This is a genomic window from Cupriavidus sp. 86D6, assembly GCF_057815095.1.
In genome coordinates this window covers 341,341-354,690 of record NZ_JBYPSB010000003.1, presented here as the reverse complement: position 1 = coordinate 354,690, position 13,350 = coordinate 341,341, and the positions used below count along the sequence as shown (strand labels likewise).

The 13,350-nt window shown below is 64.3% G+C and carries 13 protein-coding genes; 6 read left to right on the top strand and 7 right to left on the bottom strand.

Going from position 1 to position 13,350, the window contains the following annotated elements; all coding sequences use genetic code 11:
- Positions 1 to 226 precede the first annotated feature (226 nt).
- Positions 227 to 1,606 carry an ATP-binding protein gene (locus AC3G88_RS10530; RefSeq protein ID WP_488772562.1) on the bottom strand — a complete coding sequence of 460 codons (1,380 nt, stop codon included), beginning with the start codon at positions 1,604 to 1,606 and terminating at the stop codon, positions 227 to 229.
- Complete coding sequence (locus AC3G88_RS10525; protein ID WP_488772563.1) at positions 1,606 to 2,340, bottom strand: response regulator; 735 nt, start codon at positions 2,338 to 2,340, stop codon at positions 1,606 to 1,608. Before AC3G88_RS10525 ends, AC3G88_RS10530 begins: the two co-directional genes overlap by 1 nt.
- A gap of 220 nt (positions 2,341 to 2,560) precedes the next feature.
- Here AC3G88_RS10525 and AC3G88_RS10520 point away from each other — a divergent pair, with 220 nt between their 5' ends.
- The 5 genes from AC3G88_RS10520 (at position 2,561) to lpdA (ending at position 8,397) form a co-directional block, all read left to right on the top strand.
- On the top strand, positions 2,561 to 3,025 hold the full coding sequence (locus AC3G88_RS10520; protein WP_488772564.1) for a Fur family transcriptional regulator: 465 nt from the start codon (positions 2,561 to 2,563) through the stop codon (positions 3,023 to 3,025).
- Positions 3,026 to 3,171: 146 nt separating this feature from the next.
- Complete coding sequence (locus tag AC3G88_RS10515; RefSeq protein WP_488772565.1) at positions 3,172 to 4,083, top strand: substrate binding domain-containing protein; 912 nt, start codon at positions 3,172 to 3,174, stop codon at positions 4,081 to 4,083.
- Positions 4,084 to 4,230: 147 nt separating this feature from the next.
- Positions 4,231 to 5,403: a YbfB/YjiJ family MFS transporter gene (locus tag AC3G88_RS10510; protein WP_488893383.1), complete on the top strand. Its 1,173-nt coding sequence runs from the start codon at positions 4,231 to 4,233 to the stop codon at positions 5,401 to 5,403.
- A gap of 285 nt (positions 5,404 to 5,688) precedes the next feature.
- Entirely contained in the window at positions 5,689 to 6,417 is a 729-nt protein-coding gene (locus tag AC3G88_RS10505) for an SDR family NAD(P)-dependent oxidoreductase (RefSeq protein ID WP_153948598.1), read from the top strand.
- A 168-nt stretch (positions 6,418 to 6,585) separates the two neighbouring features.
- A complete protein-coding gene (gene lpdA / locus AC3G88_RS10500; protein ID WP_488772568.1) occupies positions 6,586 to 8,397 on the top strand; it encodes a dihydrolipoyl dehydrogenase in 1,812 nt (603 codons plus the stop codon).
- 75 nt (positions 8,398 to 8,472) lie between these two features.
- Here the strand turns inward: lpdA and AC3G88_RS10495 are convergent, their stop codons facing one another.
- The 5 genes from AC3G88_RS10495 to AC3G88_RS10475 all read right to left on the bottom strand — a co-directional run bounded on the left by AC3G88_RS10495 (position 8,473) and on the right by AC3G88_RS10475 (position 12,512).
- Positions 8,473 to 9,195: a hypothetical protein gene (locus AC3G88_RS10495; RefSeq protein ID WP_488893382.1), complete on the bottom strand. Its 723-nt coding sequence runs from the start codon at positions 9,193 to 9,195 to the stop codon at positions 8,473 to 8,475.
- A 14-nt stretch (positions 9,196 to 9,209) separates the two neighbouring features.
- Positions 9,210 to 9,932: a hypothetical protein gene (locus AC3G88_RS10490; RefSeq protein WP_488772570.1), complete on the bottom strand. Its 723-nt coding sequence runs from the start codon at positions 9,930 to 9,932 to the stop codon at positions 9,210 to 9,212.
- Positions 9,929 to 10,807 carry a glycine zipper family protein gene (locus AC3G88_RS10485; RefSeq protein ID WP_488893381.1) on the bottom strand — a complete coding sequence of 293 codons (879 nt, stop codon included), beginning with the start codon at positions 10,805 to 10,807 and terminating at the stop codon, positions 9,929 to 9,931. The genes AC3G88_RS10490 and AC3G88_RS10485 overlap by 4 nt, the downstream gene beginning before the upstream one ends.
- Before the next feature lies 1 nt (position 10,808).
- Positions 10,809 to 11,405, bottom strand: a complete 597-nt coding sequence (locus tag AC3G88_RS10480; RefSeq protein ID WP_488772572.1) for a PAAR domain-containing protein — start codon at positions 11,403 to 11,405, stop codon at positions 10,809 to 10,811.
- Between the two features lie 120 nt (positions 11,406 to 11,525).
- The gene (locus tag AC3G88_RS10475; RefSeq protein WP_488772573.1) at positions 11,526 to 12,512 is read right to left on the bottom strand and encodes a GlxA family transcriptional regulator; all 987 of its coding nucleotides are present in this window, start codon (positions 12,510 to 12,512) and stop codon (positions 11,526 to 11,528) included.
- 176 nt (positions 12,513 to 12,688) lie between these two features.
- Between AC3G88_RS10475 and AC3G88_RS10470 the strand changes: the two genes are divergently transcribed.
- Entirely contained in the window at positions 12,689 to 13,330 is a 642-nt protein-coding gene (locus tag AC3G88_RS10470; protein ID WP_488772574.1) for an HD domain-containing protein, read from the top strand.
- Positions 13,331 to 13,350 lie beyond the last annotated feature (20 nt).

Here is a 13,350-nt window from a genome sequence, read left to right as displayed (position 1 = left end):
GACTCCAGCACGATTGCGTTTCGGACCCGACGTGCTGCCGTGCCTGGCTGGACCTTCAACACTCCCCGTCAAAGAGGTTGCACAACGCCCCTGCCGTACGGCAGGCATGGCAATCACGTCAAAACGAGAATGATTGCTATTTGATGTTGTGCAGGTTTGCTCGATTGTGGCGAATTGTGGCAATCGCGTCACAGCCACCGGTCACCGCCGTCTTCCGCCGCACCAGTTAGTTGGGCAGTTCGATCGATGCCCTGAGTCCGCCTTCCGGCCGGTTCTGCAGCGAGATTTCGCCGCCATGCGCACGGATGCACGAGCGGGCAATCGCCAGCCCCAGGCCCACGCCACCGCTGTCCATGCTGCGTGCCGAATCCAGGCGGGTGAACGGTTCGAAGACACGTTCGAGCTGGTCGGGGTCGATGCCGGGCCCGTCGTCCTCGATCTCGATGCGCAGCGACTTGCCCACGGTATCGGCCACGATCCTCACGCAGACATTGCCGTGGCGCGCGGCGTTGTCGATGATATTGCCCAGCGCGCGCTTCAGATGCACCGGCCGGCAGCGGTAGAACACCCCTGCGTCCACCTGGCTGGACCAGCTGACGCTGCGGCCCTGGAGGGTCTGGTTGTCCACCACTTCGCGTACCAGATCGCAGATCTGCACGTCCTGCGTGGGCGCATGCAGCGCCTCGTCGCGCGCGAAGCGCAGCGTTTCTTCGACCATGACCCCCATTTCGTCGATGGTCTGCACCATGGCGTCGCGCAGTTCGTCGTCGTCGATCAGCTCGGCGCGGATGCGCAATGACGTCAGCGGCGTGCGCAGGTCATGCCCGATGGCGGCGATCATCTGCGTGCGCCCGTTGACGAAGCGCACCAGGCTTTGCTGCATGTCGTTGAACGCCTTCGTGATCTCCCGCACGCCGCTGAGCCCGTCGGGCGTGGGCAGGATCACCTGCTCGCCGCGGCTGACCCGCTTCGAGGCTTCGGTCAGCCGCCGCAGCGGCCCCATGATGCGGCGGCCGAACAGCAGCGCGATCAGCGCCGTCGGCAGCATGCCGACCACCAGCGAGAAGCTCAGCACGCGCGACCAGTGGGCCGGCAGCATCGTCGGCCAGTGCCGGCTGTGCAGCCACTGGCCCTGTGGCAGCCTGACATCGACATCGAGCGCCGTGGCCTGCGTACCGCGAAACGCCTTTTCGAGCCAGTTGCCGCGGTCTTCGGCGGCAGCGCCGGGTACGGGTTCCACCTGGCGCAGCCGCACATGCAGGGGGGCGCCTTCGGGCACGCCAAGCAGGCGGTGCAGGCGCTGCGCCAATGCCTGCTCCTGCCCGTTCATGGTGTTCGCGAAAGCCACGGGCCGCGCCGCCAATTCGAATGTGGAATCGGGCAGGCTGATGTCGTCCAGCCAGGTGGCGGGGTCATCCGCGCGCGCCGCCACCCGGTAAGCGGAAAGCACACGGGTCTCGATGGTGCGGACGGACAGCGGGTGGATGGTGACGTTGTCCGCCCGCCACCAGGACAGCACCAGCACGGCAATCACATGCGCTGCCAGCATGGCCAGCAGCCACAGGGCCACCAGCTGGCCCGACAGGTTTCGCGGAAACAGCTTCATCAGTGTTCGAGCGTGACGCGAGTGGCCAGCAGATAGCCGTCGCCCCGCACGGTCTTGAGCATGCCGGGGCGGCGCGGATCCGGTTCCAGCTTCTTGCGCAGGCGGCTCACCTGGCTGTCGACGCTGCGATCGAACGCCACGGTTTCGGATCGCTGGGTCAGGTCCAGCAACTGGCTGCGGCTCAGCACGCGATTGGCGTTTTCCACGAACGCCCGCAACAGATGGAATTCGGCAGTGCTCAGCGGCACCACTTCGTCGCCGGGATTGCGCAGTTCGCGCGTGGCGGTATCGAACGTCCAGCCGCTGAAGATGAAGCGGCAGTCGGGCTGGACCGACGGCTCGGGCATGGTGGCCGGCATCGGGGCCCGGTTGCGCCGCAGCACGCTGCGGATGCGTGCAACCAGTTCGCGCGGATCGAACGGCTTGACGACATAGTCGTCGGCGCCGATTTCCAGCCCGGCGATACGGTCCGCCTGCTCGGTAACCGCCGTCAGCAGGATCACCGGCGTGCCTACGTGTTCGGATACATAGCGGCACAGCGACAGTCCATTTTCGCCGGGCAGCATGATGTCCAGCACGATCAGGTTGAAACTGCGCTCGTCCAGCCGCTGGCGCATGGCCCTGCCGTCCCCGACAGCCTCGACGTCGAAGTCGAAACGACGCATATAGGTTGCCAACGGATCACGAATGTTCTTGTGGTCGTCGACGACCAGTATCCGGGGGCGTATGTCCATGTCCAACTCAGTTTTTCTTTAAATAAGAATCATTATCGACATTCTACCGAACTGGCGCGCGTGGCACCCGGCACGCTTGCCTCCGACCGCGAATTAATGTCCGGCTAACGAACGTCGGCTAGGCTGCCCGTCGTTCTGCCACCCTGCCGGCACACCCATGCAGCCGGCCAGCGGAACCGAGCGTCCTGATATTCCGGAAATGCCTGGCGAAAAGCATCCATTGTCGATTCAGCTGCTTGAGACCCACCGTCTCACGCCCAATGCCGCGCGTGTTGCGCTGATGGAAATCCTGCTGGCATCGCCACAGCGCCATCTGAATCCCGAACAGCTTTGCGCGGCGATGTTCAGGCGCAATAACGGCCAGGCCATTTCCTCGTTCAAGAAGGCCATTTACGACCTGGCCGATCTGGGGCCGCTGGCGCGCGTGGTGGTACCGGACAAGAAAAACCGGTCGGTGACGTTTTACGAACTGGCCGACCAGCCGGTTCACCGCCACTTGTATTGCACCCACTGCGCCAGCCTGACCGAAGTGTTCGACGCCGCCCTGGAGCAGACCGTACGCCAGCACTTTCTGGCACACGGGCTGATACCCGCCAAGGCCGATCTCGCCCTGCCGGGGCTTTGCGCCGATTGCCAGCCACGATCCCGGGCGCCCCGCCCGGCGACTAGCGCGGCGCCATACTGACGGCGCGTCGTGGCAGCATGGTGCGGGCCGCCACACGGATGAGTGGCATCGCATACACTTCGGGCAATTGAAGCTGCCGCCGTGATGTCGATCGCCCGCAGGTGGCTCATCATTGCGTACTGCCACCTTCGACGCCGCACCGGACCATGAAGCGCCAATTCGACGATCTACAACTGGGCAGCATCGAACTGTTCTGCCTGGCGGCCGAACTCAGCAGCTTTACGGCGGCGGCCGTGGCGGCGGGCGTGACCCCGGCGGCGGTCAGCCGCAGTGTGTCGAGGCTGGAAGAGCGGCTCGGTGTCAGGCTGTTCGTGCGCACCACGCGCCAGATCCGGCTGACGGACGAAGGCCGCACCTACTTCGAGGAAACCCGTCAGGCGCTGGCCCAGCTGGTGGATGCCGAGCGGCAGATCAGCGGCCAGCACGCCACGCCTGCCGGCCGGCTGCGTATCAGCCTGCCCACCCCGTACGCGCACTATCGGGTGCTGCCGGTGCTGCCGGAATTCCGCGAACGCTATCCCGAGGTCGACATTGACGTCCATATCAGCAACCGCAATGTGGACTTCGCCGATGACACGTATGACCTGTCCGTGCGCGGCCGTGCGCCCGACGACTCCACGCTGATCGCACGCAAGCTCGAAGATGCGGAAATGGTGGTGGTGGGCACACCCGCCTACCTGAAACGCCATGGCACCCCGAAAACGCTCGACGACCTGCTGGCGCACGAGTGCATCCAGTTCGAACGGCCTAGCAGCGGTCGACGCATCCCGTGGACGTTCCGCCAGGACGGCGAGGATATCGACGTGGTGACCACCGGCGCCATTGCCACATCCGAGGATGCACTGGGCGGCGCCACGCTGGCCCGGGCCGGCGCGGGCCTGTTCCAGACCTATCGCTTTGTCGTCGAGCAAGACCTGCGTGACGGCACGCTCGTCCAGGTGCTGCAGGAATATGGCGGCAGCACACGCCCCTTCGTGCTCCTGTATCCGCACGCGCGCCATGTGTCCCAGCGGGTGCGCACATTAGTCGACTTCCTCGTCGACAAATTCGCCGCATAGGGCCCGCTTCTTTTTTGCGTGATCGGAATATCACTTGATACATGGCGGAACAAGCCAGGGGTTCGACTGGCCTTATTATTCCCATATCAAGATTTTTACATCGTCATCCATCTCGTTTCGAGAATAAATGGATGGCGTCTTCCGATCATGCCGAACACCACGACCGCCAACCATGCCTCGCCGCAAACCCGACGCGATGCCGCCGCGGGGAAATCGCTGTACGAAGCCATTGCAGCAGCCCTGGCGCTGGCCGTGGCGATGGGCTTCGGACGCTTTGCGTTCACCGGCATGTATCCGCTCATGGTCCGAGACGGCACGATGAGCGTGGCGACGGGGTCGCTGGCCGCATCGGCCAATTACGCCGGCTACCTTCTGGGTGCCCTGCTGGCTGCGCGTATCGTGCATGCCCAGGCCGGCTTCTGGTCGCGTGTGGCGCTCGGCGGGACGGTAGTGTCGCTGGCTGTGCTGGCCTTGCCGCTGCCCAGTCCGCTGCTGATCGTCGTTCGCCTTGTCGCGGGCGTGCTCAGCGCAGTGGCCCTGGTCAGCGCCGCATCGTGGCTGTTGCATGTGCGCGGCCGACACGATGGCGCGCCGCTGATGTTTTCCGGCGTGGGGGTCGGCATCGTGGTTTCCGCCGAACTGATCGCCATGGGCAACCTGGCGCAGTGGCACAGCCTGGCGCTATGGCTGGCGCTAGCCATCGGCGCATTGATACTGAGCGGGCTGGCATGGCGGGTGCTGGGCCTGCGGGCCAGCACCGGCGACGCCACATCTGTCACCGCGGCACCGCAGGGCACTCTCGGGCCGGCGCCGCTGATTGCCAGCTATGGCCTGGCCGGCTTTGGCTACATCATCACCGCCACCTATCTGCCGCTGTTCGTGCGCGACGCGCTGGGGCCGATCGATCCCATCCACGTGTGGGCCGTCTTCGGCCTGGGCGCGGCACCGTCCTGTTTCCTCTGGCATGCCGTGCATGCGCGGCTGGGCACCCGCCGCGCCATGCAATGGAATCTTGGCGTGCAGGCCGTTGGCGTGGTGCTGCCCGCACTGAGCCATACGGCGCTGGCCTACCTGGCCAGTGCGGTACTGGTCGGCGGCACCTTCATGGGGACGGTTACCATCGCGGCGCCTGCCGCGCGCCGTCTGGCCCACAAGGTCAGGTTCAACCTGTTTGCCGTGATGACGGCAGCGTATGGCGTGGGCCAGATCGTTGGCCCGCTGATGTCCTCGGCATTGATGCACGGCGGCAATAGTTTCGCGCAACCGCTGGGCCTGGCCGCCACGGCCCTGGTGACCGCCGCCGCGCTCTGCGCGCTTTGATCGCCCCCCGTGCTCACGCCGAGGCGGCGCCGTGGAAATGCGGCAGCACCGTCTGAGCCAGTGCGGGCGCGCCGCGCTCCACGCGCTATGCGCCACATCCGGTGCCGCTCGCACTCGGTGTCGGGATTGCGATGGTCTCCGCTCCCTACTTGTTACCGCCGCGCATAACTGTTTGTGTGCCGGTGCCGTTCAATCGCGGGCTTGCCTCACCTACATTTCCAGCCATCGACCACGTCGATTCGATTGGCAGCGATGCCAAGGTCAACCCAATCAATGAGGCAAATCATGAGCAACACGCAAACCACCCCCGCCACGCAAAAGGTCGCCATCGTCACGGGCGCTTCGCAAGGTATCGGCGCCGAGCTGGTCAAGGCCTACCGCCAGCGCGGCTACCGCGTGGTGGCGACGGCACGCAGCATCCAGCAACCCGATGACGCCAACATCCTGGCCGTGCCGGGCGACATCGCCGATCCCGACACCGCCCGCCGGGTGGTCTCGCAAGCCATCGAGACGTTCGGCCGTGTCGATGCGCTTGTCAACAACGCCGGCATCTTCATCGCCAAGCCGTTCACCAGCTATACGGCCGAGGACTACATCACCAAGACCGGCGTGAACCTGGCCGGCTTCTTCTACATCACGCAACTGGCCATCGCCCAGATGGAAAAGCAGGGCAGCGGCCACGTGGTGAGCATCACCACCAGCCTCGTCGACCATGCCATCCAGGGCGTGCCGTCGGCGCTGGCATCGCTGACCAAGGGCGGCATCAACGCCGCCACCAAGTCGCTGGCCGTGGAATACGCGCGCCGAGGCATCCGCGTGAACGCGGTGTCCCCCGGCATCATCAAGTCGCCGATGCACGCACCGGAAACCCATGAAGCCCTTGGCGCGCTTCACCCGATGGGCCATATGGGCGAAATGCGCGATATCGCCGAAGCCGTGCTGTTCCTGGAATCCGCTCCGTTCATCACCGGCGAGATCCTGCACGTTGACGGCGGCCAGAGCGCCGGTCACTAAGCCTTCCGGCCGCGCCCCGACACCGCGCGGTCTTTCCCGGCACCGGCCCGCCCTATAGGCGGGCCGTTTGCATTGATGCGGGTAAACCCTGATTCGCGTATCTCATGACTGACGGCGTGCTCTCCTAGACTGGAAGCTTTCGCCACACGAGAACCCGAAGGGAAAACCATGGCCACGATTGAAGTGAAGGTGCCCCAGCTGTCCGAATCCGTCTCGGAAGCCACGCTGCTCCAGTGGAAGAAGAAGCCCGGCGAAGCCGTCCAGCGCGACGAGACCCTCGTGGAACTGGAAACCGACAAGGTCACGCTGGAAGTGCCTTGTCCGGACAACGGCGTCCTGACGCAGATCGTCAAGCCGGATGGCGCCACTGTTCACGCAGACGAAGTGATCGCCGTGGTGGACACCGACGCCAAGGCCACCGCAGCCGCCCCGGCCGCCACGCCGGCACCGGCCCCTGCGCCCGCCCCCGCCGCGGCACCCGCTCCGGCCGCTGCGGCGCCCGCATCCGCGGCGGCAGCGGCGACGGGCGGCGGCGCCAGCCCTTCGGCCAAGGCCGACTTCGACGTGATCGTGATCGGATCGGGCCCGGGCGGCTATATCGCCGCCATCCGGGCCGCGCAACTGGGCAAGACCGTGGCCTGCATCGAGGAATGGAAGGACGATGCGGGCAAGCCACGCCTGGGCGGCACCTGCCTGAACGTGGGTTGCATCCCCAGCAAGGCGCTGCTGGCGTCGTCCGAACACTTCGAACACGCGCAGCACGGCATGGCCGACCACGGCGTGCAAATCAAGGGCGTGTCGCTGGACCTGCCGCAGATGATCCGCCGCAAGGCCGCCATCGTCGACAAGTTCACCGGCGGCGTGGAATTCCTGTTTCGCAAGAACAAGGTCACCTGGATCAAGGGACACGGCAAGTTCAAGAGCCGCGCGGCCGATGGCGTGGTCACCGTGGAAGCCAGCGACGGCGGCGACACCAGGCCCTACACGGCACGCAATGTCATCATCGCCACGGGCTCGAAGGCTCGCCACCTGCCCGGCGTGCCCGTCGACAACAAGATCGTGTCCGACAACGAAGGCGCCCTCTCGTTTGATTCCGTGCCGAAGAAGCTGGCCGTGATCGGCGCGGGCGTGATCGGGCTGGAACTGGGCTCGGTATGGCGTCGCCTGGGAGCCGAAGTGACCATTCTCGAAGCGTTGCCCGCCTTCCTGGGCGCCGTTGACGAAGCCATTGCCAGGGAAGCCGCCAAGGTGTTCAAGAAGCAGGGGCTGACCATCCATCTGGGCGTCAACATCGGCGAGGTGAAAGCCAAGGCCAAGGGCGTGACCATCGCCTACAAGGACGAGTCCGGCGCCGAGCAGAAACTTGAGGCCGATCGCCTGATCGTGTCGATCGGCCGCGTGCCGAACACCGACAATTTGGGCCTCGACGCCGTGGGCCTGTCCGCCGACCCACGCGGCTTCATCCCGGTCGATGACAACTGTCGCACCTCGGTGGCCGGCATCTATGCCATTGGCGACGTGGTGCGCGGCCCGATGCTGGCGCACAAGGCCGAGGACGAAGGCGTGATGGTGGCTGAAATCATCGACGGCCAAAAGCCGCACATCGACTACAACTGCATTCCCTGGGTGATATACACCGAGCCAGAAATTGCCTGGGTGGGCAAGACCGAGGCCCAACTGAAGGCCGAAGGCCGCGAATATCGCACCGGCCAATTCCCGATGCAGGCCAACGGCCGCGCCATGGGCATCGGCCGCCCCGAGGGCTTCATCAAGATGATCGCCGACGCGAAGACCGATGAACTGTTGGGCATCCACATCATCTCCGCCAATGCCTCGGACCTGATCGCCGAAGGCGTGGTCGCCATGGAGTTCAAGGCCGCCTCCGAAGACATCGGCATGATCTGCCACCCGCACCCGTCGCTGTCCGAGGTCATGCGCGAAGCCGCGCTGGCCGTGCAGAAGCGGGCGTTGAATATGTGAGGGGTGTCTGTCCGGGAAACACCTGCTTCCGCACGCCGTCCAGTGTGCGGAAGCAGCAATCGGCGAACGCCGGCATCAGTCGAACTCCCGTGCGCGCTCGCGGGCCATTTCTTCGAAGATCTCCCTGCCTTCGCCGACATGGCGCCAGAAACACGCTTGCCAGGCGTCCGTGGCGCCCGCCAGAAACGCCTCCTGCTTGTCCTTGTCGAGCGACTCCCAGTAAGGCTCCCAGTACACGTACCACCAGTACTCGATATTGCCCTGCAAAAACCCGAAGGCCGTTTCCGCCAATTCGGGGAAGGCCACCCAGGGCTCCGGCGGCTGAAGGCCCATCGCGATCACGCGTCGGCACACTTCCACGTCGTTGGTGGATATACCCGCACAGATCCCATTGAATTGCTCATAGGTATGAAAGATCAAGCGGTTCCCGGCATCCGTACGCCCTGCGTATGTGTTTTTCCCAATCAGGTCATGACCTTGCGTTACGACTTCACGCAATGCCGGCACCTTCTCAGGCAGCAGATGCACGCCAGTGCTGACCGCTTCCATTGACCTGTCCCGCAAATCCAGAAACAACGGATAGGCGCCCAGCGACTGGAAGGCCTCGTCGTCCAGTGGACGGCTGAACATGGCCTGCGCTTCTTCCAGGGAAATGCCGCAGACCGAACGATAGGCCCGCTGCAAGGTTCGCTCCACGTCGCGCCGGAGCTGGCGTTGCGCCCGCTTTTCGGGATGCATGGGTCTGAGATCGGCGAGCGTTTCAAGGACCTTCCCTATGATCTTGCGGATCTCGCTCATTCGAAACGCCGGCATCAGTCGAACTCCCGTGCGCGCTCGCGGGCTATTTCTTCGAAGATCTCCCTGCCTTCGCCGACATGGCGCCAAAAGCACGCTTGCCAGGCATCGGTGGCGCCCGCCAGAAACGCCTCCTGCTTGTCCTTGTCGAGCGACTCCCAGTAAGGCTCCCAGTACACGTACCACCAGTACTCGATATTGCCCTGCAAAAACCCGAAGGCCGTTTCCGCCAATTCGGGAAAGGCTACCCAAGGCTCCGGCGGCTGAAGGCCCATCGCAATCACGCGTCGGCACACTTCCACGTCGTTGGTCGATATATCTGCGCAAATGCCGTTAAATTGCTCATAGGCGTCAAAGATCAGGAAATCCCCTTGAACCCCGCGCCGAGCATAGACATTCTTACCGATCAGGTCATAACCACGCGTCACGACTTCGCGCAATGCCGGTATCTTTTCTGGCAGCAAATGCAGGCCAGTATTGACAGCTTCCATTGACCTGTCCCGCAAATCCAGGAACTGAGGATAACCTACGAGTGATAGAAAGACCTCGTCGTCTAGCGGACGGCTGAACATGGCCTGTACTTCTTCGAGAGACATCCCGCACACCGAGCGATAGGTACGCTGCAAGATTTGCTCCACTTCGCGTTGACGCCGTCGCTCAGCCCGCGTCTCGGGGCGCATGGGCAAGAGTTCGCGGAGTATTTCGAGGACCCGCTTCCATACCTTCTGATTGCGGGTCATTCGAACGCCCTTTGGGTCAAGTGGTCGGCCCCGAAATATCCCATCGCTCCGAACAGCACGCCTCCCACCAGGCCGGTAACGATCACCCCTGGCCCGGTCACCACCCCGTAGGTCATGCCCACGGAGGCGCCGAGCTTTGCGCCGGCCACGGCGCCGGCCCATCCCCCTGCCTGCCTCAGCACTTCCTGCGAGATTGGCTTGATCGATTGCAGTTTCACCGATTCCGACGCGGCAACCTTCAGGTCATAGGCGGTGAGGAATATCCCCACGACCTGAATCACCCGCCCCACGCGTACGTAGCCCCGTGCTTGGGGAAGCGTCTCCGGATTGAATATCGCACTGGCCGGAACTGGCTTGCCATTGAGCAGAACTTCACGATCTATCTTCGCCCAATCCTTCGCCTCCAGCGTCTTTATCCTCGTGTGCGGATACTTCAGGAGGTGGCGGTCCAGATCCCGTTGAATGGCGTCTTGCGAAACGATTCTTGCGCCCGCACGAAGCGCCTTTTCAATATCGACGTACGTGACCCTTCCGTCGAGTCGAGGCGAACCACTTGGGAAAAAATCGGTCGCTGACATGTACTTGGAGAACTTGTTGCCCTTGACATGCCCCGCAATAGAAATGTTCGAGTCTGGTGCCCGATAGTTGATGCCCTTGCGCTCGGGGTTCATTTCATTCTTCAGCACATCTATGGGCAACCTGGACTGCTCCAACGTCGCTTCATCCAGCACCTCATAAACCTTCCTGACCAGAAAGCCGTTTTGGCCGACCTCTTCCACCACCGCATAGAAAAACGCTCGCGCCGGCATCAACGGCGCCTCGAGCTCGACCCGGGACCCCTCTCGCGCATTGGCCGCTACGTTGTACGTGGTCATGTCAACGCCGCTCCCGCTTCCAGTGCTCTAGCGCCAGCGGGCCAAAAAAGACGGACAGTGTCTGCGGGCCGTCTGTCGCGATCCTGGGGCAAAAGCCGGCCTCGTCGGTGACGCCTTGCCAGGAATTGCCTTGCTGGTCGGATATGAAGTACGGCACGCCGGGCATGGGCGCGCCATCCTCGTCGATGCAGCGGATCTGCTCGTCATGGGCGGCTGCCGGGGGACTCGATCCACTCCCGGCGTTCTCGGCAACGGCCGCGGCAGCCACCGCAGACTCGGCGACGCCAGCCGCCGGTGCCCTGCCCGCACTGACCTCAAGCGTGAAATCCGACTGCGATGGAATGACAAGCGGTGGCTTTGCGCAGCCGCAATAGACGCGCGCGCCGCTGACAAGCAGTTGCCGCCCCATCAGGTCGAAATTTGGTCGGCAATCGTTGAAGACCTTGCCCGTGCCCTTGCAAGCCGGACATGTCGCGATGTCGCCTTCGACCCCCACCGGCTGGCCGTGATGCGTCATCATCCCGGCCCCCGATGCACAGAGCATCCCGCCGGTAGTTGTCTTGTCGCCGTTCTTCAGTGCGTATCGGATATCTGGCATGCTGGCCCCTCATGGAAGTGAGCGGCCATTCTGTTCAGCACGGGATATGCCGGTAAATCGTCGAATCCTTGAACTACGAACGTCAATGCCGAAGAAGCAACGGCGCCGATAGGAAAAGGATCAATCCTCCGCCGACACAAACCGCTTGCGATACTCCGCCGGGGTCACGCCGACCACCCGCAGGAATGCGCGGCGCAGGGTGTCGACGCTGGAAAAACCGCACTCGGCAGCGGCCTGTTTGGGGGCGATATTGCCTTCTTCGAGCAGTTGCCGGGCGGCGGTCACGCGCGCGGCCTCGACCCAGTGTGCCGGGGTGACGCCAACCTCCTCCTGGAACAGGCGCGACAGGTGCCGCGCGCTGACGCCGATCCGCGCGGCCAGGCTTGGCACGTCGTGGGCCGCCGCCGGGTGGGCGGCTACCCAGCGTTGCAGTTCCTGCAACGCCGCGCGGTTTGCCGCGGCGGGCGCTTCGCGGCGGCTGAACTGACCCTGCCCGCCTGGCCGCTTGAAAAACATCACGAGCTGGCTGGCCACCTTCAAGGCGATATCCCGGCCAAGGTCCTCCTCAACGAGCGCCAACGCAAGGTCCATGCCGGCGGTCACGCCCGCCGCCGTGCGCACCTTGCCATCACGCACGTGAATCGCATCGGCATCGACGGTCACCTTTGGATAGCGCGCCGCCAGCGCATCGGCGACAGACCAGTGCGTGGTGGCGCGGCGGCCATCGAGCAGTCCGGCCTCGGCCAGCAGGAAGGCGCCGCTGCAGACGGAACCGTAGCGCCGCGCCAAGGGCGCCGTGCGGCGGATCCAGTCAAGCACCTGGGGCTCGGCCGGCGCGTGGCCGGCATGCGGTGCACCGGCCACCAGCAGCGTGTGAAATCGCGACGGCGAACCGCTCGCCGTGTCGTCCTCGATCGCGATGTCCGGCAGCAGCCTGGCCCCCGACGACGCCGTCAGCGGCCCGCGCCGCAACGCCACCACCACCATCTGGTAGACCGTGACGCCTGTCTGGACATTGGCTTCGGCGAAAACGTCGAGCGGGCCGGATACGTCCAGCAACTGGACGCCTTCGACGGCCAGCAGGCAGATGGCACGGGTAGCGGGCATGGCGAAATGGTGCCTTTCAGGCACGGCGGGGCGGATTGTGCGGATTGTACGGATCGTCCGGATTGTCCGGATTGTCCGGATTGTCCGGGCATGTCTCTATTCGTCGTATCACGACGATTGAAGACATGCTACTGCGAACCCTAGACTGGAGGCAACCCAAACGAACAGGAGCCGCCATGCGTTTCACCGCCGCCGACATCGCCATTCCCGACAGCCAGCTGGCGCGGGACATCACCGAACTGGTGCGCGACACCGAGTCGCCGCTGCTTTTCCACCACTCCAGCCGCGTCTACTACTGGGCCGCGCTGGCTGGCCGCCACCGGGGACTCGCATACGACCCCGAACTGCTCTATGCCGGCGCGATGTTCCACGACATGGGCCTGACCCATGCCCACGGCAGCGCCGACAAGCGTTTCGAAGTCGATGGTGCCAACGCGGCCGCCGATTTTCTGCGCAGCCGTGGCATTGGTGAACGTGAGGTGGAAAAGGTGTGGACCGCCATCGCGCTGCACACCACGCCTGGCATCCCCGAGTTCATGGCGCCGGAGATCGCGCTGGTGACGGCCGGCGTCGAGATGGACGTGCTGGGCATCGGGTACGACACGTTTGCCGAGGCCGATCGCGAAGCCGTGGTGCATGTCCATCCGCGCACCGCTCGCTTCAAGGAAGACATCATCCAGGCGTTCTACGACGGTATCCGGTACAAGCCCGACACCACGTTTGGCAACGTCAAGGCCGATGTGCTGGCCGACAAGGACCCGCATTTTCATCGCGGCAACTTTTGCAGCGTCATCCGCGCGTCGGCCTGGAAGGGCTGATGCCTGCCTGCGGCGTGTGC

Excerpts from the sequence above, each read along its gene's own strand:
- AC3G88_RS10530 (WP_488772562.1), bottom strand. The coding sequence starts at position 1,606 with ATGAAGCTGTTTCCGCGAAACCTGTCGGGCCAGCTGGTGGCCCTGTGG.
- AC3G88_RS10525 (WP_488772563.1), bottom strand. The coding sequence starts at position 2,340 with ATGGACATACGCCCCCGGATACTGGTCGTCGACGACCACAAGAACATT.
- AC3G88_RS10515 (WP_488772565.1), top strand. The coding sequence starts at position 3,172 with ATGAAGCGCCAATTCGACGATCTACAACTGGGCAGCATCGAACTGTTC.
- AC3G88_RS10510 (WP_488893383.1), top strand. The coding sequence starts at position 4,231 with ATGCCGAACACCACGACCGCCAACCATGCCTCGCCGCAAACCCGACGC.
- AC3G88_RS10505 (WP_153948598.1), top strand. The coding sequence starts at position 5,689 with ATGAGCAACACGCAAACCACCCCCGCCACGCAAAAGGTCGCCATCGTC.
- lpdA (WP_488772568.1), top strand. The coding sequence starts at position 6,586 with ATGGCCACGATTGAAGTGAAGGTGCCCCAGCTGTCCGAATCCGTCTCG.
- AC3G88_RS10495 (WP_488893382.1), bottom strand. The coding sequence starts at position 9,195 with ATGAGCGAGATCCGCAAGATCATAGGGAAGGTCCTTGAAACGCTCGCC.
- AC3G88_RS10490 (WP_488772570.1), bottom strand. The coding sequence starts at position 9,932 with ATGACCCGCAATCAGAAGGTATGGAAGCGGGTCCTCGAAATACTCCGC.
- AC3G88_RS10485 (WP_488893381.1), bottom strand. The coding sequence starts at position 10,807 with ATGACCACGTACAACGTAGCGGCCAATGCGCGAGAGGGGTCCCGGGTC.
- AC3G88_RS10480 (WP_488772572.1), bottom strand. The coding sequence starts at position 11,405 with ATGCCAGATATCCGATACGCACTGAAGAACGGCGACAAGACAACTACC.
- AC3G88_RS10475 (WP_488772573.1), bottom strand. The coding sequence starts at position 12,512 with ATGCCCGCTACCCGTGCCATCTGCCTGCTGGCCGTCGAAGGCGTCCAG.
- AC3G88_RS10470 (WP_488772574.1), top strand. The coding sequence starts at position 12,689 with ATGCGTTTCACCGCCGCCGACATCGCCATTCCCGACAGCCAGCTGGCG.